The sequence below is a fragment of the Mycolicibacterium sp. SMGY-1XX genome, assembly GCF_059132455.1.
The window spans coordinates 4,752,115-4,773,586 of sequence record NZ_CP101139.1 but is presented as its reverse complement, the minus strand read 5'-3'; the positions used below and the strand labels follow the sequence as shown (position 1 = coordinate 4,773,586).

The 21,472-nt window shown below is 65.7% G+C and carries 23 protein-coding genes and 1 pseudogene; 14 read left to right on the top strand and 10 right to left on the bottom strand.

What is annotated here, in order from left to right; all coding sequences use genetic code 11:
- Window positions 1-4: 4 nt before the first annotated feature.
- Window positions 5-1,660 (bottom strand): alpha-keto acid decarboxylase family protein, encoded by a 1,656-nt coding sequence (locus tag NL241_RS22960; protein WP_494395136.1) that lies wholly within the window; start codon window positions 1,658-1,660, stop codon window positions 5-7.
- Between the two features lie 87 nt (window positions 1,661-1,747).
- Here NL241_RS22960 and NL241_RS22955 point away from each other — a divergent pair, with 87 nt between their 5' ends.
- The 4 genes from NL241_RS22955 (at window position 1,748) to NL241_RS22940 (ending at window position 5,705) form a co-directional block, all read left to right on the top strand.
- Window positions 1,748-2,170, top strand: coding sequence for a hypothetical protein (locus tag NL241_RS22955; RefSeq protein WP_494395135.1), 423 nt, complete (start codon window positions 1,748-1,750; stop codon window positions 2,168-2,170).
- A 457-nt stretch (window positions 2,171-2,627) separates the two neighbouring features.
- Window positions 2,628-2,807: a hypothetical protein gene (locus tag NL241_RS22950; protein WP_487687463.1), complete on the top strand. Its 180-nt coding sequence runs from the start codon at window positions 2,628-2,630 to the stop codon at window positions 2,805-2,807.
- Between the two features lie 848 nt (window positions 2,808-3,655).
- Window positions 3,656-5,314, top strand: a complete 1,659-nt coding sequence (locus NL241_RS22945; protein ID WP_494395134.1) for a TNT domain-containing protein — start codon at window positions 3,656-3,658, stop codon at window positions 5,312-5,314.
- A gap of 58 nt (window positions 5,315-5,372) precedes the next feature.
- Entirely contained in the window at window positions 5,373-5,705 is a 333-nt protein-coding gene (locus tag NL241_RS22940) for an Imm63 family immunity protein (protein WP_487688122.1), read from the top strand.
- 378 nt (window positions 5,706-6,083) lie between these two features.
- Here NL241_RS22940 and NL241_RS22935 read toward each other — a convergent pair whose 3' ends face one another.
- From NL241_RS22935 to NL241_RS22925, 3 genes are all read right to left on the bottom strand, one after another.
- Window positions 6,084-6,296 (bottom strand): hypothetical protein, encoded by a 213-nt coding sequence (locus tag NL241_RS22935; protein WP_487687468.1) that lies wholly within the window; start codon window positions 6,294-6,296, stop codon window positions 6,084-6,086.
- A 189-nt stretch (window positions 6,297-6,485) separates the two neighbouring features.
- Window positions 6,486-6,629, bottom strand: a complete 144-nt coding sequence (locus NL241_RS22930) for a hypothetical protein (protein WP_487687471.1) — start codon at window positions 6,627-6,629, stop codon at window positions 6,486-6,488.
- A 92-nt stretch (window positions 6,630-6,721) separates the two neighbouring features.
- Window positions 6,722-7,465, bottom strand: a complete 744-nt coding sequence (locus NL241_RS22925; protein ID WP_494395133.1) for a GAF domain-containing protein — start codon at window positions 7,463-7,465, stop codon at window positions 6,722-6,724.
- 134 nt (window positions 7,466-7,599) lie between these two features.
- On the opposite strand from NL241_RS22925, the gene NL241_RS22920 reads away from it, so the two are divergent.
- The gene (locus NL241_RS22920; protein ID WP_494398369.1) at window positions 7,600-8,004 is read left to right on the top strand and encodes a GntR family transcriptional regulator; all 405 of its coding nucleotides are present in this window, start codon (window positions 7,600-7,602) and stop codon (window positions 8,002-8,004) included.
- 274 nt (window positions 8,005-8,278) lie between these two features.
- Window positions 8,279-8,494, top strand: a pseudogene (locus NL241_RS22915) (nuclease); the annotation flags it as partial.
- A 174-nt stretch (window positions 8,495-8,668) separates the two neighbouring features.
- Here NL241_RS22915 and NL241_RS22910 read toward each other — a convergent pair.
- Genes NL241_RS22910 through NL241_RS22895 form a run of 4 tightly spaced genes read right to left on the bottom strand, consistent with a single transcriptional unit; the run spans window position 8,669 to window position 13,311 of the window.
- Window positions 8,669-9,484 carry a DUF2306 domain-containing protein gene (locus tag NL241_RS22910; RefSeq protein WP_494395132.1) on the bottom strand — a complete coding sequence of 272 codons (816 nt, stop codon included), beginning with the start codon at window positions 9,482-9,484 and terminating at the stop codon, window positions 8,669-8,671.
- 11 nt (window positions 9,485-9,495) lie between these two features.
- Complete coding sequence (locus NL241_RS22905) at window positions 9,496-11,688, bottom strand: xanthine dehydrogenase family protein molybdopterin-binding subunit (RefSeq protein ID WP_494395131.1); 2,193 nt, start codon at window positions 11,686-11,688, stop codon at window positions 9,496-9,498.
- Complete coding sequence (locus NL241_RS22900; protein ID WP_494395130.1) at window positions 11,685-12,656, bottom strand: FAD binding domain-containing protein; 972 nt, start codon at window positions 12,654-12,656, stop codon at window positions 11,685-11,687. Before NL241_RS22900 ends, NL241_RS22905 begins: the two co-directional genes overlap by 4 nt.
- A gap of 1 nt (window position 12,657) precedes the next feature.
- On the bottom strand, window positions 12,658-13,311 hold the full coding sequence (locus NL241_RS22895) for a (2Fe-2S)-binding protein (protein ID WP_494395129.1): 654 nt from the start codon (window positions 13,309-13,311) through the stop codon (window positions 12,658-12,660).
- Window positions 13,312-13,531: 220 nt separating this feature from the next.
- On the opposite strand from NL241_RS22895, the gene NL241_RS22890 reads away from it, so the two are divergent.
- The 4 genes from NL241_RS22890 to NL241_RS22875 all read left to right on the top strand — a co-directional run bounded on the left by NL241_RS22890 (window position 13,532) and on the right by NL241_RS22875 (window position 15,529).
- A complete protein-coding gene (locus NL241_RS22890) occupies window positions 13,532-13,825 on the top strand; it encodes a DUF1330 domain-containing protein (protein WP_487687488.1) in 294 nt (97 codons plus the stop codon).
- A 257-nt stretch (window positions 13,826-14,082) separates the two neighbouring features.
- Complete coding sequence (locus NL241_RS22885) at window positions 14,083-14,400, top strand: hypothetical protein (RefSeq protein ID WP_494395128.1); 318 nt, start codon at window positions 14,083-14,085, stop codon at window positions 14,398-14,400.
- On the top strand, window positions 14,397-15,050 hold the full coding sequence (locus NL241_RS22880) for an Rv0964c family protein (protein ID WP_494395127.1): 654 nt from the start codon (window positions 14,397-14,399) through the stop codon (window positions 15,048-15,050). The genes NL241_RS22885 and NL241_RS22880 overlap by 4 nt, the downstream gene beginning before the upstream one ends.
- Window positions 15,047-15,529 carry a hypothetical protein gene (locus tag NL241_RS22875; protein ID WP_494395126.1) on the top strand — a complete coding sequence of 161 codons (483 nt, stop codon included), beginning with the start codon at window positions 15,047-15,049 and terminating at the stop codon, window positions 15,527-15,529. Before NL241_RS22880 ends, NL241_RS22875 begins: the two co-directional genes overlap by 4 nt.
- 401 nt (window positions 15,530-15,930) lie before the next feature.
- On the opposite strand, the gene NL241_RS22870 is transcribed toward NL241_RS22875, so the two are convergent.
- The gene (locus NL241_RS22870; protein ID WP_494395125.1) at window positions 15,931-16,389 is read right to left on the bottom strand and encodes a winged helix-turn-helix transcriptional regulator; all 459 of its coding nucleotides are present in this window, start codon (window positions 16,387-16,389) and stop codon (window positions 15,931-15,933) included.
- A 105-nt stretch (window positions 16,390-16,494) separates the two neighbouring features.
- Here NL241_RS22870 and NL241_RS22865 point away from each other — a divergent pair, with 105 nt between their 5' ends.
- From NL241_RS22865 to NL241_RS22850, 4 genes are read left to right on the top strand one after another with little or no spacing between them, the layout of a single operon-like run.
- On the top strand, window positions 16,495-17,403 hold the full coding sequence (locus NL241_RS22865) for a nitrilase family protein (RefSeq protein ID WP_487687496.1): 909 nt from the start codon (window positions 16,495-16,497) through the stop codon (window positions 17,401-17,403).
- 5 nt (window positions 17,404-17,408) lie between these two features.
- Window positions 17,409-18,587, top strand: a complete 1,179-nt coding sequence (locus NL241_RS22860) for a hypothetical protein (RefSeq protein ID WP_494395124.1) — start codon at window positions 17,409-17,411, stop codon at window positions 18,585-18,587.
- Window positions 18,584-19,930, top strand: coding sequence for an amidase (locus tag NL241_RS22855; protein ID WP_494395123.1), 1,347 nt, complete (start codon window positions 18,584-18,586; stop codon window positions 19,928-19,930). Before NL241_RS22860 ends, NL241_RS22855 begins: the two co-directional genes overlap by 4 nt.
- A 2-nt stretch (window positions 19,931-19,932) precedes the next feature.
- Entirely contained in the window at window positions 19,933-20,331 is a 399-nt protein-coding gene (locus NL241_RS22850; RefSeq protein ID WP_487687502.1) for a tautomerase, read from the top strand.
- A 111-nt stretch (window positions 20,332-20,442) separates the two neighbouring features.
- Here NL241_RS22850 and NL241_RS22845 read toward each other — a convergent pair whose 3' ends face one another.
- Window positions 20,443-21,465 (bottom strand): LacI family DNA-binding transcriptional regulator, encoded by a 1,023-nt coding sequence (locus tag NL241_RS22845; RefSeq protein ID WP_494395122.1) that lies wholly within the window; start codon window positions 21,463-21,465, stop codon window positions 20,443-20,445.
- Window positions 21,466-21,472: the final 7 nt, after the last annotated feature.

Sequence of the window (21,472 nt, the reverse complement as noted above, 5' to 3'; positions counted from 1 at the left end):
CTGACTACTCCTCGCCGTAGAGCGTCTTGATGTTGTCGTGCAGGCGATTCGCCAGCGGCGGTGCCTCATAGGGGTCGGTGATGACCTCGATGTAGGCGGCGCGATCGCCCTCGCTTGCCGTGGCGAGGGCGGCGTCCACCTCTCCCAACGTGGTGACCCGCGCGGTGAACCAGCCGTCGCACCCCAGCGCATGGGGCAGTGCGGAGTAGTTCCACGGCGCGAGGTCGTTGTACGCGATGGCGGGGTCGCTGCAGAGCAGCCGCTCGATCAGGTAGCCGGAGTTGTTCAGCACGAAGATGATCGGCTGCAGTCCGCGCCGGTGGAACTGGCTGACCTCTTGGGCGGTCAGTTGGTGGGACCCCTCACCGGTGATCAGCACGACCCGCTGATCGGGTGCAGCCACGGCGGCGCCGAATGCTGCGGGGGTGGCCCAGCCGATGGCGCCCCAGAGGGTCTGGTTGTAGAAGCGTGCTCCCGGCGGCAACTGGGTGAACGCCAAACCCATGGAGCTGGTGCCGGTTTCGGCGACCACGATGTCCCCGGCCTTGATGAACTCGGCCCACCTGGGGTACAGCGTGTCGGCGGTGATGGGTTGCGCACCGGATCCGGTGAGGTCACCCAGGCCGCCGGGTTTGATACCGGGGAGCGTCCGGGGTCCCACGGTGCGGCCGGCGAGTTCACCCAACAGGTCGGTCAGTTCCACGTTCTGGAACACCCGGCCGCCGACCTGGGTGCGGTGCAGGCCGATGTCGATGGTGCGGGCGGGGTCCAGGTGGGCGGTGAAGGCTCCGGTGTTGAAGTCGGTCTGCCTGGTGCCGATGGTGACGACGACGTCGCAGTTCTCGACGAACTCCCGGACCGTCTCCTCCATCAATCGGCCGTCGTACATGCCGAGATAGTGCGGGTGGTCCTCGTCGATCACCGATTTGTCGGCGAACATCGTCGCAAACGGCAAGCCGGTGTTCTCCAGGAAATCGACTGTCAGCTTGCCGATTCCGAGTCGGTCGATCAGCAGACCGGGCAGCGCACACGCTGTCGGGGCCGCGTCGAGCGCGGCGACGACGGCGTCGGCTGCGGCGGTCAAGGCATCCGGGTCACTGGCCGGCGGTGTCAGACGCGCCGACGAGGCGAGGACGGGCTTGTTGACGACATCGGCGGGGAAAGCCAGGTAGACCGGGCGCCGGTGATACAGCGCTTCGGCGATCAGGCGCTCGGTTTCGGCGACGGCGTTGGCGGGGGTGAGGATGGCGCTCGCGCACACCACGGTGTCGGCCATGGTGCGGAACAGGTCGAATTCGCCGTTGCCCAGTGTGTGGTGGACCAGCGCGCGGTTGTGTTGGGTGGCCAGGTTCGGCATACCCGTCAGGTGGAACACCGGCAGGTTCTCGGCGTAGGCGCCCGCCACCGCGCTGATGGCGCTGAGCTCCCCGACACCGTAGGTGGTGCTCACCGCACCGACGCCCCGGATGCGGGCATAGCCGTCGGCGGCGTAGGCGGCGTTCAGTTCATTACAACAGCCCACCCAGTTGATGTCCGGATGTCCGACGATGGCGTCCTGCGCCGGGAACGCGAAGTCGCCTGGGACGCCGAAGATGTCGGTGATGCCCAGGTCGTGTAACCGGCCGAGGACGTACTCGATGACGGTGGGTGGTGTGGTCATGGGTGAGAGCCTTTCAGCGGACTCGGGCGAGTGCACCCGTGGAAACCACGGGTGTGTAGCGGCCACGGGGGGCGTGCAATGGCTGACATGACAATGAGATCGAGCGGGCAAAGCTGGTCGTTGGACATCGCGCTGTCCCAGGGCGGATTCGACGCGCTGCATCCGGCGGGCAAGGGCACTCTGGAGCAACTGGGCCACGACCACACCGACTTCGACAAGGTGTTCGCTCTGGTGCAGAGCGGCGCGATGTTGCCGAAGGCGTGGGCCGCCATCGCCGCGCAGGCCGAGCAACGTGCCCAACACCACGGGGCTCACGGTTTCGCCCGGACGGCGTCGGATCTGTATCTGCGGGCCGCGGTGATGTACGGGCGGGCGCAGTATTCGATCTTCGACGCCGCCGATGCCCGGAAGGCGAAGCTGCCAGCGCGACGCGGTTGGTGGCGTCATGCCAGCGCGGATCGGCAGTCCCTGCCTGGGCTTCGGACAGGTAGCCGTCCAGTGCGCGTCTGAGATGAGGTGCGGCCGCTGCGTGGCCCTGCGTGAGGTGCACGATCAGCCCGTCCAGCAGGAGGTCGACCGCCCTCGGGGGTTGTGATGCCGGTGGGGCGAGGGCGGCGGCTTTTGCGATCTCGGGTGCACTGGCGGGGGAGTCGGTGGCGCACCGCCCCACCAGGATCGCCGCGGTGACGGCCTGAAGGTACGTTTCGCGGGCCAGCTCGGGTGCGGTGCGGCTCAGCCGTTCAGCCGCTGAGCGCAGGAGGCCCGGCGCGTCGATCCCGCGGCTGGTGCTGTAAGCCGCTCTGGCGCGCACCAGATCTGCTTGCGCTCTGAGGAATTCGTCATCGGTGGCGTCGGCGGTGGCCAGCAGCTCGGGGATGGCCTGCGGTAAGCCGGCGTCGATTTTCGCGCGTGCAGCAGCGAGAGCCCTGGTGGCCCTCACCTGCGGGTCAGAGGTCATGGCGGCGGAGTGGGCAAGGAACGCAGCGGCGGCCGCGATGCCACCACGGGCCTGGGCGCGCTGGGCGGACCCTTCGAGTTCGTCGGCCACGCCGTCATCGCGTCCGCTGACCGCCTGGGCACGGTGCCACGCGCGGTGATCCTCAGCGGATTCCTGGGTGATGACGGCCGCCAAAGCCGCGTGTGCTGAGCGTCTTTCGGCTGGGGGGACGTGCAGGTAGACCGCCGAGCGGATGAGGGGGTGCCGGAAGCGGAGGCCATGCTCAACGGTGATCAGGCCCGCCGCCTCCGCGGGCGCGACGGCCGATTCGAAGTCGATGCCTTGGTGTTCGGCTGCCGCGAGCAACCAGTCGTGTCGACCGGCGGGCTCGGCGGCGTAGTTGGCTCAACTGGCGTTCGTTGAGCTCGTTGAAGGCGTCCCCATCGAAGAGCTCCCGCTGCTGCCGGACCGCGCCCCGGCCAGCAGCGAGTCCACGACGTCGCGTTCAGCGCGACGTCCGACCAATGCAGAGGTGGACACCCAGCTCACGTCCGCCATAGTTGCATCGATCACCGGTACGGACATGTGCAATCGGCCCTCCCGGTCGGGACATCGCGGAGCGCCCCTCAGTCAAACAATCCCCGTGCATTGGTGCACCAGGGATAACCCCGGGTTAGGGGGCACGATGGATTCGCCGCTGTTGTGACTTGGTGGCAGCCGGTGACCCGCCTTTCAGGACGCATTCGCCAGTTTGGACCGGGTAACTACCGCCCTCGTCGATTTGCTGCTAAGCATGTTTCTGGCAGAAAGGACGGGGAGGGGATCGCTGTGTGGCTGAAAGCGATAATCGATCCTCTCATGGCCTCAGGCCCGGCGGTCACGGTTCGCAGTGGCAGCGTTGACAACGGCACTCCTCACCAGGTCGAGGGAGCATGCCGATGGTACTCACGTTTCACGGCGAAGCGTTTCGCTCAAGGCAAGAGCGCATGCGCGTCGTGTTCGAAAACCCTGAGCGGCAGTCAGTTGCAACTGCCGCCCAGACGTAGTGGCTGAGTGCTATGGCTTTGACGATTGCCGACATCGAGCGTTGGGACGCGGGTGACGTCCGCGAGGTGTTCCACGCTGCCACCAGCCGCGCCCAAGCGGTGCAGGACGCGTCCGACGGCCTGGCGACGCTGCCCGCATTCACCACATGGGGCGGTGAAGCGGCGGAAGCGGCGAAAGAAGCGATCGGGAAGACCCGTGCGGACCTCGATGCGCACGGTAGAGAGGCTCTGGCAGTCGCGAATGCCGCCCGCAGCGCGGCCGATGAGATCGAACGTATCAAGTCAGCCTTGTCGACCCTGAAGGCGGACGCCGCTGCTCTTGGTATGGAGATCGACCCTGTTTCAGGTCGTGTGGTTGCAGGTGCTGGCTTCACTGGTAGTCCGATGGAGCTGCTGCTCAAACAGGGCCAGCTTCAGCCGAGGGTTGACAAGCTGATCGGCGAGGCGAACCTGGTTGATGTCGCGCTTGCCAATGCCATCGACATGGCGGGCGGTTCCACTCCGATTCACGCGCCTTATCGCGTCGACAGTCCGGACCTAGACGTTTTCCTGGGGTCGCTTACAGGCGATGAAGACGGCAACGTCCCAGGCGAACGCAGCACCTTCGCCAGTCAGTCCTCCGCCGGTGCAGTGCCTCCGGGAACCGAGGTCCCTTCAAACCACTCTCTTGAGCCATCTACCCTGGCAGAATCGTCGGGGCAGGACGCACCGGCCGCACTGCCGATTCCGCTGAACCCTCGAGCCGTCGACGAGTTCAATTCTGTCGCAAGGGAAGTCATGAAACGCGACGGCGTCCCTGCGGATCAGATCGAGCGACGGCTGAACGACATTGTCATGCACGCGCAACAGCCACTGCCTGACGTCAAAGCACCTGAGCCAGGCGGCACGCCTGCTCCTGGCTTCGGTGAGGGCTTCGGTGACCGCTGGTTCGCAACAGAACAATTGTTGCGGGACCTAACCGGACAAGAAGGGGTGAACGCGCTCAAAGAGTCGTGGAAGGGCCTTGTACAAGGCATTAACGAAACGGTCACCGATCCTGTCGGCACCGCTATAGGGGAGGTCCAGAACGCGCTGGACTCGCCCAGTGCCGCCTACTACCTGGGTGAGAAAACTTTCGACGTCGGAGCCTCAGCAGCGACGCTGCCGTTCGGTGGTGAATTCGCTGCGGTACGGGCTGGGCTCCCTGCCGAACTCGTTACTCCCGGCGGCGCACCCGCCGCCGTTCTGCGGGGCTGGGAGCCTACAGGCGGAATGCCGGCAGCAGAATTTGAGTCCTTGTTCGGCACTCCCGAGTCGCGGATCTGGCCGGGGAACAATGGGTTTCCGACCGATTACCATCCTCAGCCTGCTCAGCTGCCGGAGGGAACCATCATCGACAGATTCGGATCCGAGTATGGCCGTTACCTCGCTCCAGACGGCACTCCGTTCGCGGACCGTGCCCTGACCCCAGAGTCGGTAGGAGGGGAGTACAACCGGTATCTGGTTACAGGACAACCGCTTCCGCCCGGTTGGCAGATTCTGGAAGGCCCTGTTGAGCCCTGGTTTGGACAAACCCCTGCGCCGACTTCCACGCAGTACATGATTGTAGGTCCGGACGGGGTGAAGGTTAGCGTCGAGGAGCTGGTCGACAGGGGTATTCTCGACAGGTATGGGCCGCCCCTTGGACGATAAATCGAGCGAGCTTCAGATCGAATTGGATAGGTTGGCCGAGAAACTTGATGCTCGCCCCATGGCCGTCGGTTTGCGGACGAATGATGGTCTCAATATCTTCTTCACCGATGATGGGAACTACCATTACTCGTTTTACGAGCGCGGTCAGATCAGCTTCGACCAAGTTGGCAATCTCGACGACGTTCTGTACTGGTACTGCAAGGGCGTCGTCAGGAACCGAGCTGCTGCGCAGGTGGGGGACCGCGCGGAGCGCTTCAAATACGAGTACGAACTACTGAGTGGATTCGATCCTGAGTGGGCTAAGCGGCGAGTGCGTGAGCTGGCGAGGACTTTTCGAGATGGTCAGCCCCAGGATCTTGCTCTTCTCCCGGATATCGGCGAACCCCTCTGACGCCCGAGGGTGGTTCCGCGGCAGCGGTTCTGCGCCTTGAACGTCCGAAGTGTTGCAGTGCATGGTTCAGACTCTTGAATACGCCTCACGAGGCACGCCGGCACTGACTCGGGTGAGCACTTCGGTGGCGTCAGATCACACGTCGCTGTCACGGCGGCGCATGTTGTGCGGTCGTTCGTCACCAGTGCGCGGCCTCCTGATCGAAGTGACCGCGCTGATAGTCGGCCTGATCTTGATGGCGCTTTTCATCTTTGGTTCGTGCCGGTACTTCAAGCGGATCCGGACGGCCGGGCTGACCCGCTGGTTGAACCCTTCTGGACAACGGATATGCCACCGTCGAGCCCGCGGCCGCTGGATTCCGACGAACCGCCACGCTGACTACGACTCGCAGCCCGTGCCGTTGCGGTCGCTATCGAGTTTGTAGATGTCGGTGCCGACGACGGTGACGGGCCCCTGGACGTAGGCCGGGCCGTTACCGCTGCCGCCGGCGCAGTCGACGTCGCTCGCGATCGGCACGCACGCGCCGGAGTAGTTCGGGTCGCACGACGAGCCGGGCTCGGCGTTCGCTGGCGCGGCAGGGAGCAGTGCCACAGCGCAACCAATTGCCAGCATCGTAAATTTTTTCACGGCGACAGATCGTAACGGAGGATGGCGAATAACCCGAAAGAACCGCGGACATTTCGTTTTATGAAGCAACCTCGCGAAGCTTGGCGCTCAGTGTTACCGGCTTACTCGGAAGCCGTCGATGATCCCATCGCTCTGTCGTCCGTGGCGGGAAGATCAGCGTGTGCGGCGCTGATCTCGATGCATGTCCTCGACGACTTCGGCACGCAGCCGCTCGCGGGCATCGTTGAAATACCCGGACGGATTCGACACCATGCGTTCGGCGCGGTCGTCTGGCTTCGGGGTGATCTGGACAGCCATGCTCGGACTCCTCTCACGGCAGAGGTTTTACTCTACGTCGTGTTTGCCCAGAATCTAGGGCACAGCACCGACATGTTGCCGTTGAGCTGCGGTTATATGCCTGCGTCCAGCGATGCCGCCAGCAATCCGGCAAACACCCTGATCAGGTCGACGTCGCCGCGGTCGAAATCGTTGGCCACCGCAGAGTCGACGGTGAGCATCCCGAAAGCGATATCGCCCGCGACCACAGGGACGGAGATGAAGGACAGGTAGTCCCGATCGCGAGACGCCCAGCCCGGCGGAGGGTCCGTCCGGACGTCGCGGCACAGCCAGTGCGTGTCATCCTCGACGATCCGTATCGCGGCCTCTCCATCAGGGGTGCCTTCGGTGAAGACCGAGCGACTGGAGCCGGGCCGCCCTTGATGGTTCGACGTGGGGCGCAGCTGTTTCGGGGGGCCGTCGACGAACTCGAAGAAGCAGCTGCGGGTGGCGTTGGTGGTGCCGACGACCTGGTGCGCAGCCGCGATGATCAGCGACATGATCTCCGCCCGGATCGGTTCCTGGGCCCGCTTGCCGGTGGCGAGCGAGAGTTCGCCGAGCTTGCGCACCACTGGGTCCAGCCCTGAGTTGAGCTCGAGCCGGCTTTGGGTGCGCGCGTCGACTTCGGAGCGCTTGGCTCGCCACGCGCCGGACGCCGGTGCCAGTGCCGCGACCATGACGGCAGCGATCTGCCCGGCCAGCCACCACCCGTGAATGGAGCCGGTGCCGTCCTTGGTGAACTGCGAGCAGACAACCGAACTGGCGGCCGCCAAAACCGCGACGGTGATGCAGGTGTAGTCCCACCGGTCGTACCTCACGCGGGGAGATTAGGCGGCCCCTCCGACACCACATGCGTATTGTGTCGCCTCACACGCAAGCAAAGGGGAGCCGTGGCGAACGCACATGAACCGGGGGCGCGGTCTCGCACGTCTACGTCCACCTACGTGGACGTATCGTCGACGGGGCCATCCCGCCGCGCACCAAGATCAACATCGAACACGTCGCGCGCGAGCTCGAGCTGTCGGAGACCCCCGTTCGTGAGGCCCGGCAGAAGCTCGAGGCCGATGGGCTGCTGGACTACCAGCCCGGACGCGGGTACACCACCACGCCGGTACTCGACGCCGCCGGCCTGGACGCGCTGTTCGAACTGCGGTTCCTGATCGAGCCGTGGGCCACGCGCGTGGTGGCCGTCGACCGGGTGAGCAATCCGGGCACCCGGCTTAAGGCCGAGTTGGAGAAGTTTGAGCAGGCTGCCGCCAGTGGGGGAGACCTGCGCCAGGTGGTGATGGTGCACGACAGCGCCTTTCACTCACTCATTCTCGGCGCGACCGGAAACCCGGTGGTGCCAGGCTTTTGAACAAGGCCAGGTGCACCTGCACCTGTTCCGGCAGTTCCCGGTCGATGACTCCCGATCACCCTGGCAAGGCGGCAGTAACGAGAACGCCAACGGGCTGCTACGTGACTGCTTCCCCAAGGGCGTCACCCTCGCCAATCATTCGCTGGGGCACCTGAGGGCATCGAACACGAAACTCAACAACCGGTTCCGCATGGTCCTGTAAGCCCTTTGTCCCGCCGATCTATTCGCGGTCCTGCTAGCCTCACCGGGTCCGTCGGTGTTGCGACGTTGACTAGAATCCGCCTTCTACGGTCATGTGCTCGGGTTCAAGGGATTGGAGCGGCGTTGCTGGTCCTCGTGGTCGACGACTCGAGCAAGTTCGAACGGTCGCGGGAGCGGCTCTACGTCGGATTGTTCCGCGCGCGTGACTAACTCGTTGTTTGCGGGGATCCGGAGTTCATCCGCGAGGTGGGGGGGCGCGGACCTGGCGCGACGGTTGACGGCGGTGTGAGCCTCGTCTTCACATGCTGGCGCGTTTCGGGCGACGGCCGTTCGGTGACGTCCGCCCCGGCGTGAACGGCCCAGACGTACCGAGAAGCCCGAGGCGGTCTGCCGGGACTGCTACCAGGCCCACCCTGGCGAATTGCCTGTCACAACGTAGGTTCGCGTTGGCCGCCAGGAACCCCTACAACCGCTGCAGCTGGATGTATGCCCCACCGCCGACCACCGCTACGGATACCAGCAGCGCTGCCACCGCCGCACCACGCAGCGCCACTGAACTGTCGGTCCGTCGTGCCCGCAGGTACAGCTCGGCGATCACCAGGTTGGGCAGGTAGAAGAAGAAGTCCATGGTGTAGTCGAACCAACCGCGGAAATCGCCTGTGCGGCCGTCGAGGTCGACCAGCGCGGACAGCCCGTACTCCATCCGGTAGAGCCAGGATGCGATCACCAACGCGAACAGTCGCGCCGCCCAGGCTCGGTGACGGTCGAAGTCCCGGGCACGGGCGTAGCGGATGGCCTGCACCGCCGAGAGGATCATCAACAACCCGTACAGGCCGAAGCCGATGTCCATCACGATGCCGCCCACGGTGCGCTGCAGCACGATGAAGCCCAGACCCCCGACCGCCGTCAGGACGGCGGTGGCCACATACAGCCGTCCGACCCACCGGTGCACCACCGGCCACCGGGTGCGGATCACCGGGATCAGCTGCACGCAGCCCAGCACCATCACCACCGCCCCGGTGACGAAGTGCAGCCCGATCGAGCCGCTGGCACCCGGGTTCTCCGGCGAGTACAGACCCGGCAAGAAACCGCCGTTCCACTGCTGCAGGTCGCCGTCGAACAGTCGGGCGATGTAGGTCAATGCGATGTAGAGGACGAACTGCAGGCCACTGACACACAACAGCGTCACCAGTACGGCGCCCAACCACCGGTTGGCCGCACCGAGAGCACCCCCGCCGCGGGCGACGGCAGGCTCGTCCGAAGTCCTAAGTGTCGTCAACACAGCACCTTTCAGCGCAGCAGATCTTCGGGATGGATAGGCAGATCATGAACACGGATGCCGGTGGCATTGAACACCGCGTTGCCGATGGCCGCGGCCGAGCCGACGGTGCCGAGCTCACCGACGCCGCGCGCGCCGACCTCGCTGAAGTCGGGGTCATCGCCGTCGAGGCACACCGCATCGATGAACGGCACGTCGGCATTGACGGGAACCACGTAGTCGGCCAGGTTGGCCGCCGCCATGCGCCCGTTCGGTTCGATCGGGTTGGCTTCCAGCAGTGCGTGTCCGATGCCGAAGATCACCCCACCCACCACCTGACTGCGGGCGGTCTTCGCGTTGATCACCCGCCCGATGTCCACCACGGTGGTGAACCGGCTGACGCGGGTCTCACCGGTGAACGTGTTGACCCGCACCTCGCAGAAATGCGCACCGAAGCCGTGGGCGGCATACGGGACCATGATGTTCTCATCGGCGTGGGTGGCCTCGATCTCCGAGCGGCCCAGCCCACGGAGCAGATCGGCGAACGGGATGTCCCCACCCGCTGTTCGCAGCATGCCGGCTTCGTAGGTCACCGGTGTGCCGGATTCTGCCAGCGGCGAATTGGGGTCGGTGCCGGCTGCCTCGACCAACTGGGCGATGGCGGCGCGGGCCGCGGTACGGGCGGTCGGGGCCAGGCTGCCGGTGGCGCGGGAGCCGACGGCGCCGGCCCCCGGCGGCAGGGCGGTGTCACCTACTTCGACCACCACACGGTCCATCGGCAGGCCGAGCGCGTCGGCGACGACGATCGCCAGGGCGGTGGCCGACCCGGTGCCGATGTCCATCGTGCCCGACTGCGCCAGGACGGTGCCGTCGTCGCGGAAACGCACCCGCACCGCGTTCTCGGCCCGACCGGAAGCCGGGTAGATCGCGGTGGCCATGCCCATCCCGACCAGCCACTGTCCGTCCCGGTTGGTCGCCGGCGTGGCGGAGCGACGGTCCCAGCCGAATCGGGCGGCGCCCACGCGGTAACACTCGTCGAGCCTCTTGCTGGTCCACCGACGATTGGTCCCGGGCACCACCGTCGCATAGTTGCGCAGCCGCAACTCCACCGGATCGACACCGGTGGCAACGGCCAGTTCGTCCATCGCCGTCTCGATGGCGAACGCGCCCGGTGCCTCGTTGGGTGCGCGCATCGCCCAGGTGGGCGGGATGTCCAAGGTGACCTGACGTTGGTCGACGTGCAGATTGGGCGTGCGGTACAGCACGGCGCTGGTCTCGGCAGCCGTGCGCATGGGCCAGCCACCCACCGCCGGATGTGCGGAGTCCGACTCGTGACTGACAGCGTTCAGGGTCCCGTCGGCACTGGCCCCCAGCCGTATCCGTTGCCGCACCGCCGAGCGGTGCCCGACCACGCTGAACACCTGGGTTCGGTTGAGAGTGAGCCGGATCGGGCGGTTCAGCTGCCGTGCGGCTGCGGCGGCCAGCACGGCGTCCGACCACGGCAGTACCCGGCTGCCGAATCCGCCTCCCACATAGGTGGAGATCACCCGCAGCTGATCTGGTCGGATCCCGAGCGCGCCCGTCAGACCGACCACGGCGCGGCCGGGGAACTGGGTGCCGGTATACATGGTCAGCTGATCGCCGTTCCAGACCGCCAGGGAGGCATGAGGTTCCATGGCCGCAGCGTGCTGGGCCTGCTGGCTGACGGTGATGTCAACGGTGACGGCACCGTCCTGCAGCGCGGTGTCGATGGTGCCGACTCCTGGGGCCAGCACCGTGGTTGTGCCGGAGACCTCGGCCGGCATGGTGACACCGGGCCCGGCATCGGCCAGTGAGGTTCGCGGGGTGCGTTCTTCGTAGGAGGCGCTGATCATGGCTGCGGCGTCGCGGGCGTGCTCGAAGGTGTCGGCCACCACCACGCCGATTGCCTGGCCGCGGAACCGGACGTCCTGATCCTGCAGCGGCCGGTAGTTCTCGCCGAGTGCTTGTGGGTCGACGGGTTCCAATGCCAGGGGAGCGAACGGGGTGTACACCGCCACGACACCGGGTGCCGCAGCCGCAGCATCGGTGTCCATGGCGGTGATCCGGCCCAGGCCGATGGTGGAGGTCACCAGGACCGCGTGTGCCATGCCCGGTTCCTGGTAGTCCGCGGGATAGCGGGCCACGCCGGTGGTCTTGACGCGGCCGTCGACCCGGGAGATGTTGGCGCCCAACGGGGTCGTCATGAGGTCTCCGTGATCTCGGTCAGGGCGCGGGCGATGGCGAGGCGCAGCAGAGCGGGTTTGAAAGCGTTGTTGGTCAACGGCCGGGCATCGCTGGCGGCTGCTGCGGCCGCCGCGGTGAAGGTGTCCAGCGTCGCGGGCCGATTCACCAACAGATTTTCCACCTCGGGCAGTCGCCACGGCACGGTCGCGACCCCACCGGCGGCCACCCGGGCCCGGGTGATCGTGCGCCCGCGCATGGTGACGGCGGCGGCCACCGACGTCAGCGCGAACTCATAGGACTGCCGGTCGCGGACCTTGAGATACCCGCTACGGGTGGCCGCGGGAAGCGGAGGAACGATGATGGCCGTGATGAGTTCCCCAGGCGCCAGGTCATTCTCAACGTCCGGGGTGTTCTGCGGCTGCCGGTAGAACTGCTGAAGGGGCACCGTTCGTTCGCCGTCGGCGTTGCTCACCTGCACCGAGGCCTCCGCGGCGATCAGAGCCACAGCCACGTCGCTGGCGTGGGTGGCCACGCAGGCGTCGCTGGTGCCCAGCACCGCGTGCATACGGTTGTACCCGGTGATCGCCGGGCAGCCGGAGCCGGGATTGCGCTTGTTGCACGGCATCGACGGATCCCGGAAGTAACTGCATCGCGTGCGCTGCAACAGGTTTCCACCCATGGAGGCCATGTTGCGCAGCTGCGGGGAGGCGCTTAGTTCCAGCGCCCGGGTGATCAGGGTGTAATCGCTGCGTACCGCAGGATGGTCGGCCACGTCGGTCATGCGCTCGAGTGCGCCGATGCGCAGGCCGTTGCCATCGACGGTGATACCGGTCAACGGCAGGCTGTTGATGTCGACCACCTGCTCAGGGGTCAGCACTTCGAGCTTCATCAGATCCACCAGGGTGGTTCCGCCGGCGAGGAAGGTGGCGCCGGTGCGGCTGGTGGCCGCGGACACCGAATCCGCGACAGCGTAGGTGTAGGGCCGCATGTCAGGCCATCCGATCGCGTGCAGTCTTGACGGCTTCGACGATGAACGGATAAGCGCTGCACCGACAGATGTTGCCGGACATGTGTTCACGGATCTGTTCGTCGGACTCGGTGTTCCGGTCCTCGATCACCGCCACGGCCGACATGATCTGGCCGGGCGTGCAGAATCCGCACTGCATCGCGTCGTTGTCGATGAACGCCTGTTGGACGGGGTGCAACTCCTCGCCATTGGCGAGGCCCTCGATGGTGGTGACCGCGCGGGTGTGCACGGTGGGTGCCAGTGTCAGGCACGACAGCACCCGGCGCCCGTCGACGTGCACCGTGCAGGCGCCGCACTGACCGTGGTCACAACCCTTCTTGGTGCCGGTCAGCCCGATCTGCTCGCGGAGCGCGTCGAGCAGCGTGGTCCGGGGATCCAGGGCGAGGGTGTGTTCGGTGCCGTTGACCACCAGCACCGTGGAGATGAGGTCGGGGTCGACGTCGGTGCCGGCGTCGTCGTCGCCCAGCCGGGAGACCACCACGGCGACGCCGGCCGTGGCCGCGACCGCGGTGCCGGAGTAGGCGATGAAGCGGCGGCGTGATACTCCGAAGGGCAACACCGACATTCGGGTTGGTGGGCCGGCTTCGGTGGTGGTGTCAGAGCCGTCGTCTGGCATCGTTTCTCCGTCGTCCTCGCAGGTCGGTAGGGGGTTGACACCACAGTGGCAGCGCTTTTCGGGGCTATTCAGGGATTGGTTATCCCGGTATCGCGGATCCACGCCTGAGCTCTTGAGGGTCGATGTGCACACCGGAACCCGACAGCGTGCGGACACTATGACCGCAAAGATGTGGTGTGCGCGGCCGGTAAACTGACCGCACCGACACGAAGGGACATCGATGGCCACGGCGTACTGGATCGCGATCTACAAGTCGATCTCCGATCCGCAGCGGCACAAACAGTACGCCGAGATCGCCGGTCCGGCGATCGCCGCCGCCGGTGGCGAGTTCCTGGCTCGCAGTGCGGAATTCACGTCGCTGTATCCGGATTCGGCCGTCCGCATCGTGCTCATCCAGTTCCCCAGCCATGAGGCCGCGCTGAACTGCTACAAGAGCGACGACTACCAGCGGGCCTGTGCGGTGCTCGGTGACGCGGTGGAGCGGGAAGTACGCATCGTCGACGCTCTGGACTGAGCGCGGCTAGCGCGACCTTCCCGGTGTGGAGTCGTCCTCCACAAAGATCGTCACGCCGATCGCGATGAAGGCCAAGAGCGCCCACTTGGCCAGCGTCAGCCACATGCCGGGTGCCACCTTCGCGTTTGCAGAATCGCCACAGCTCTGAGAGTAGACCCGGGTGACTGGCCGACTTTGCCGGTTTGCTGCTATGCATGGATCCGGAGGACTGTGGACAGCTGAGCTGCGATCGAGCACGACCCGGGGAAGGCGGACACATGGGCAAGAATCTGAACGCAGGTATCGAAGCGCTCTATGCCACTGCGGTCGAGGTCGACGGGCATGCCGAAGCCTTCCTGACCGGCCATTCCCAGTCCGACGGGCGCATCGAATCTGCCGAAACGGGCCTCAAAGGTGTCTCCGCGCGGGCGCTGGGCCTCAAGGCGACGAGCTGGCGTCAGCGAACCGCGGTGCTGGGTGGAGCCGTTGCTGGGCACGCCGAGGCGCTGCGGGCCAGCGGCGGCGGATTCACCGACATGGAGGAGCGGCAGGCCGCCGCCCTCGACCGTCTTCGGCCCCAGGAACCCACCCCATGACCGTGTCGGTTGCCGACATCGACGAATGGAGCGTGGAGTCCATTCGGGAAGTTCATCGCGCTGCGGCGGTGCGCGCACGCGCCTCGCGGGATGCGGCGCAGGGGCTCAACGCCCTGGCGATCTTCGAGACGTGGGAGGGCGAGACGGCGGACGCGGCTCGGGAAGCGATCGCGAGCACCGGCAAGGACCTCGACATGGACGCCGGCGGAGATGGATCAACTCACCGGCCCGTCGTCCGGTATGCAGGAGGTCGCCGAACCGAACTGGCCCGGAATGGAGGCCGAGCCGATCGCTCATCTCCAGGAGGCGTATCGACTGCGCATAACAGGTCAGAGCTTCGACGGCTCGGCCGAGCACGTGCGCTGGATACAAAAAACGGCAGGTGGTACCAGGCCAACTGGGTCGACTACCAATTCGAAGCCGAGCATCTGACCAACCTCGCAACCGAGCAGGATCTCGCAGGACTGTCCCTGCCGGTCGTCGGGCTCGGGGAATGGGAGCCGATTACCATCCAGGAAATCCACAACGCGGCCGCCCACAATCCGCGTCTGACGATGTACATCCCCGATATCTGTGGGCCCACCATCGCAATCGGTGCCGATGAATCGTCCATCACCCCGGGACTTCCGACCGCCTCGGTGCCCAAATGAGGTCTCGCACACCCGCGTTGTGGATCGCGGCGGCAGTGGTGGTAGTGGTTGTCGTCGCGGTCACGCTGGTCGTCATGCGCGGCGACGACTCCGAGGCGACCACAGACTGCGGCGTCGTCAGCTCGTTGTTCGCGCAGTGGAACGACACCGTGGGTACGGCGGAGGCGGCGATCACCAGCGGCAAAGAAGGCCGGGAGGGCACTCTCGACCTCGCGGACGCCGAATCCTCGATGGCCACCACCATCCGAGAGTCACAAGGTGACGTCGACTCAACGGACATAGCGGGCTACCTCGACCAATGGGCCTCTGGCGCAGAGCAAATCGCGCAGAGCCGTCGAGATCAGGTGAATGATCCGAACCGGAGTATCACCGATCCAGCGCCTCGCGGATACGTCGAAGGTTCGCTGTCGACCCAGACGGCCATCGCGAGCTTGGTCGAGGCGTGCCCGGAGGCTCGGCAGCCGAATCGCAGCGCCTGAAACGAGCCGACGTGGCTGACGACGACCCGGTGCCTGTGATGAGCGGTGTCGCGGCTGTCCGTTCTCCGATCGAGCTCGACGGAGACGTCGGAGCACTCGATCTGACCTTCACTGCATTTGAGGAAGGCGCGCGGACAAACGCCAAAAAGAGACCGAAAGCCGAAACTTCTGTGGTCTTCGGAACCACCGCACGAGTTCGGGATCCGGGGAAGCGTGTCGGCTTCGGCTGTCGCAAGGCGGCCGGGAAGGCTTCGTCATCGTGGACGCGGGTGTCCCTGCCGCCGGTGGGTGGAGTTTCCTCATACCGCCGGAGCGATCTCGGCGGGGGAGTTGCCGCAGGAGAGCCCGTCGATGGTGCCGCAGAGCCGGCACAAAGGCGTGCCGTGATACAGCCCTCAAGCTCAGTCCGACACTGCACCCACCTTCTGCACGTACGCGCCGTCGGGACCTAGCGGCTGCCCGTCTGCGTCAACAAGTTGCAGCCGCGCGACCAGCCGGTCGGTGTCCTTCTCCCGAAGCTCCGAATGCCGTTCGTCCTCGGCGAAGAGGTGGTCTTCGCCCCACTGGCGAAGCGCGACGACGATGTGGAAAAGCTCTTTGCCGCGGTCGGTGAGCACGTACTCGCTGTAGGCGCTCCCGTCAGTGGCCGCTTGCATCTGCAGGATCCCGTGCGCAGTCAGGGACCGCAGGCGATCGGTCAGAATGTTCTTGGCCACGCCGAGGCTGCGTTGCAACGCTCCGAAACGGTGAATGCCGTCGAACACGTCGCGGATGATCAGCAGCGACCAACGATCACCGATCACGCTCACCGTGCGCCCCACGGGGCACTCGCCGGTCTCGAACGCGTCGTGTGACGCCATCTGACACCACCCTTTCAAGATTCTTCGAGATTCTGGTTGCGATTCTAGACCACTTCTTCTACCGTCCTATCTGGTTGCAAAATGCAACCGGATAGGGGAATCGTAATGGCGCAGATCGCTGACAGCACCGACAACCGGGTCAGCCCGGTGAAGGTCGCAGTTGTGCAGTTCGAACCGAAGGTTGGCGTCGAGAACCTCCAGCGAAACGCTGACGCGGTGACCGAGAGAATCGGGCGGGCCGCTGACAACGGTGCCGGCCTGATTGTCCTGCCCGAATTGGCCACCACGGGTTACGTTTTCAACACCCGCGAAGAGGCCTTCGCCCACGCGGAATCCGTGCCCGACGGCCCGACGGTCGAGCTGCTGTCCCGACTCGCCCGCGAGCGCGACCTGTACCTGGTCGCCTGCGTTGCTGAACGCGACGGTGACAGGTTGTTCGACACGGCCGTCCTCGTCGGGCCGTCGGGCTATATCGGTCGCTACCGCAAGACCCACCTGTGGAACACGGAAAAACTGTGGTTCACACCGGGGAATGAGGGCTACGTCGTCTTCGATACGCCGATCGGGAGAATCGGGCTGCTGGTCTGCTGGGACATCTGGTTCCCGGAAACGGCGCGGATCGTTGCGCAGATGGGGGCCGACATCATCTGCATCCCCACCGGATGGGTGTGGACGCCGCCGCCGCTGTACGACGCCAGTGGCGTGTGCATGGCCGCGCACCTGACGATCACCGCCGCCCACGTGAACAACGTTTTCATCGCGACGGCCGATCGTATCGGCCAGGAGCGGGGAGCCGGATTCATGGGCAACTCGCTGATTGCCGGCACCAACGGATGGCCGATCGATCGCATCGCAGGCCCGGACGAAGACACCATCATCTACGCCGACGTCGATCTGACGGCCTCGCGCACCGCACCAATCTGGAACCAGCTCAACGATCTCCACCGCGACCGACGTACAGATCTGTACGACCAATTGCTGGGCTACCGCGGCGCTGCGCCGCTCCCTCGGTGACCACCGTGACGACTCCCATCGCGTCGTCCCGCACCCGCGCCGCACACACCCGCACCCGGAAACTGCAGATACCCGCATTCGTACTGTCGAGTGCCGCGCTGATCGCGGCCGCCGTATGGACCGCGAGTGCTCCTCAGTGGCGCGGTAATCCGCTTGATGTGCCGTCATTTGTCGGATGGACCCTGCAGTCGATCTCGGAACCCCAGTTCTCGGTCGTCACCTATGCGGGAGTGGGCCTACTTGTCGGCGGCTGGTTCGGCCACATCGCACACACGCGGCGATGGAGAATCCAAGGGTTCACTCAAGCCTGCGGCACCGGACTCTGGCCGGCAGTCACCGTCGCGGCGGTGGTGAGCCTGGTGCTCAGCAACCTGATCTGGGGATGGACGCTCGCGGAGGGGCTTTGGCAGCCGCTGTTTGTACCCATAGCTTCCATCGCCCCCGCGGTCGTCGTCACTTATGGGCCGACGACAAAGGTTGTCGCCACCGCAGCGGGGCTGGGGGCGATCATCGCTCCACCGCTTGCGTTGGTGCTGGTGAATCTGGTGTGTGCGCCCCTTGCCCTTCCGCCGGTGATCGGCGTGACTGGCGCCATGGCACTTGCGGCCCTACCGGCATTCCTGCTGTGTAGTCATCTCCCGTGGATGCCGTCTCCGTGGGCATGGCGCACCGCCGACTCGCCCGATTCACCCAGCGGCCATGCCCGGTATGGCACGCTCTGGATCCTCCGGCGAGCCTTGGCGGACTTTTCCGAGGCGCAGTTCTTCGGAAGCGAATGGGCGGGCGCCGGGGTGATCGCGGGCGCCGTGGTCGCTTGGCTCACCGTTCCGAGCGTGGTGGCCTACGGGACAGGATTGCTGCTCCTTATCCTCGCTGCTCAGGTTGTTACGGCCCTGATCGCCGTGGTGGTGTGGCGTGGGCGGTGGAAGGGCGACGGCTTCTATCCCACTTTTGTCCCGATCGTGTCTGTGGCCCCGGCTGCCGTGCTCAGCCTCGGATGGAACCCCGTCGCCATCCTTGGCGCTGTTGTCCTCGGTGCGCTGCTCGGGCCGCCCCTCGCCGCGCGCATCTCACACCGGGCCCCGCAATGGTGCCATCCCTACCTCGGCAATGTTGCCTCCATGGCCATCACCACACTTGTTGTCGTACCGCCGCTTTCACTCATCGCAAATGGAGTGCTGTGAACTTTCCGCTGTCATCCGCAATTCGATTGGGCGCGGCGCTACGGGCCGGCCAGATCTCATCGGTGGGAGTCACCGACGACGCCCTGCAACGCATCCACGAAACGGACCCGGAGTTGGGTGCCTTTGTGTTGGTTGACGAGGACGGAGCCCACGAGGCCGCCGTGATCGCGGACCGAGAATTCACCGCCGGTATCGATCACGGCCCGCTGCAGGGCATTCCGGTCGCCGTCAAAGATCTGTTCGACATGGCCGGACTCCCGACCACGTGTGGGTCGGACTCCTCGTTCGGAACGGCCCGGGCCGAAACCGATGCCGAGGTCATCGGCGACCTCCGTCGCTCAGGAGCCGTGATCGTGGGAAAGACTGTGCTCCACGAGTTCGCATTCGGCGCGACGGGCGACAGATCGGCGCATGGGGCCTCGCGGAACCCGCATGACCACCTGCGTGTGTCCGGCGGAAGCAGCGGAGGCAGTGCCGTCGCTGTTGCTTCGCGCATGGTCCCGCTGAGCTTGGGGACCGATACCGCCGGCTCGGTGCGCGTCCCGGCGGCGCTGTGCGCAATCGTCGGCTTCAAGCCGGCTTTCGACGTGCTCTCCGCCAAGGGCGTTCATCCCCTGGCGCCGAGTCTAGATCACGTGGGTCTGTTCGGGAGCACGGTCGCCGACACGCAGGTCTTCTACGAGACCCTGTGCGGCACAACGCTGACGGCTACCGGGCCGCTCAACCGCATCGGCTGGATCGATCCCGACGCCATTGCCCCCACCGACACGGCGATCACCACATCGGTGCGCAACCTCATCAACAACGCCGGTATCAGCATGGCAGAAGCCACATCCACAGTCAGCGATCACCGACCAGGAGAGCTGTTTTCGATCTTCACCGCGCTGCAGGCGTGGGAGGCCTTTGAGGTCCATCGTGATCACCTCGACGCCGACGAGCATCTGATCGACCCCGGAGTGGTCGCCCGCCTCCGGGTGGGCCAGAACGTGTCCGGCAGCGCGTATGCGGACGCGCAGCGAGCGCGGGAACGTTTCCGGACGGCGGTCGAACTCGCCCTCGATGAGTTCGGCGTGCTGGCACTTCCCACCACCCCCGTCACCGCGCCGCTACTGCATCAGACAACAACAGAGATCGGCGGGGCGCACGTCGATACCCGCGCCGCATTGCTGTCACTCACCAGCCCGTGGAATCTGACGGGCAGCCCCGCGGTCAGCATTCCGGGAGGGGCCATCGAAGGCCTGCCTTTCGGCGTGCAGCTGATCGCCAGTCGTGGCAATGAGGCGACCCTGTTCGCCACTGCATCCTTGATCGAAAGCGCCTCAGCAGACCCGAAAGGAAGATAGCGATGCCCTCCATCCAGATTGATCTGCCCCTCGAGGTCGCCCCAGACGTCAAGCGCGATTTGGCCCGCAATGTCGGGGCCATTTACGCCACCACGATGCAGGTCAACGCGGATCTGCTGACCGTGTCGATTCATGACCTGGGCGAGGGGAGCGTGTGGCGGTGCCATGAAGACGGTGAGCCCACACCGTCTGCTCTGGTCATGTGCGATATCCGTCGGGGACGTCCAGTCGAGACCAGAGCATCACTGGCACAACAACTCATCGACCTCCTGGTCGAAACACTCGACTTGAGCCGAACCTGGCTCAAGGTCGAGTTCACGCAGCACACCGGCGACGAGATGTACCACCCCCACCTGAACGGGTTCAACAAAGACTGGGATGGCAGTGAACGTGACGACTAGTCACGCGCCGGGGTGAAATCACGCCTAGATTTATGGTTGTCGCGAAGAAGTCGCACAGACGCGGGCACTCGCACCCATGGTCCCAACGCGGATGCGCTTCGCCCTCAGTTGTCACGCCGACAACGACTCCCAAGACTCCCCGGCCTGTTCACCGGCTTTCCGGATGCTGACCTTCTCGAACCGGTTGAGGTAGGGCCGCGACTCACCGGCGGTCACCGCAGCCAGCAGGTTGACCGCTTCCCGCCCGAAGGTCCACGGCGCGAGATCCACCGCCGTGATCCGTTGATTCCCCAATTCCGTTGTGGGATCGCTACTCAACGAGGCCAGACCGAACTCGGGGCCGACGTGCCTGCCCATCGATTGCAGGATGCCGATGGACCGCCCTGCGAAGCTCTGCGGCGCGCAGACCAGGGCGTCGACGTCCGAGGGAGCGACGGCTGACCGCACCGCCGCACCCAGCTCCTCCAACGTCGCACCCAGCGGGCAGTCGAATGCGGATGGCTCAGCCGAATGCGCTGCGCACCAGTCGAGATAGCTCTGCCTCACATCGTCGGCCCAGGACGAGTAGAACTGCCGATCCGATCCAACGAAAGCCGGCCTGCGGTAGCCACTTTGGCGTAAGTGGTCGAGAACGAGGCGGGCCAGGTCGCTGTGCGGGGCTTCGATCACCGCCGACACCGCATCGGCCAATGCCTCGGGTGGCCGACCGGCCGTCACCATCGGGATGCCGGCGTCGACCAGACGCTCGAGCATCGGATCGCCCGGCAGGGGATCGACCGCCAGAACGCCGTCGACCTGAAAGTGCCGCGGCCCCACATCGGCGTCACGGGCGAACAGTGTCAGGTCGGCGTCGTGCTCGGCCGAACCGTGCGCCGCGCCGAACGCGAACTCCATGTAGAAGTTGAAGTTTCTGGCGATGGGCGGGATGTAGATGCCGAACGCGCCGACGCTGCGACCGCGAAGCTGGCGGGCGGCACGGTTGGTCACGTAGCCGAGCTCGCGTGCGGCGGCGGCCACCCTCGCCGCGGTGGCGGGGGACACCCGTCCGCCGCCGTGCAGTGCGTCGGAGACCGTCGTCTTCGACAGGCCGACATGCTGGGCGATCTCCACGATCGTCACCCGTCGCGCTGCCATGCGGCCA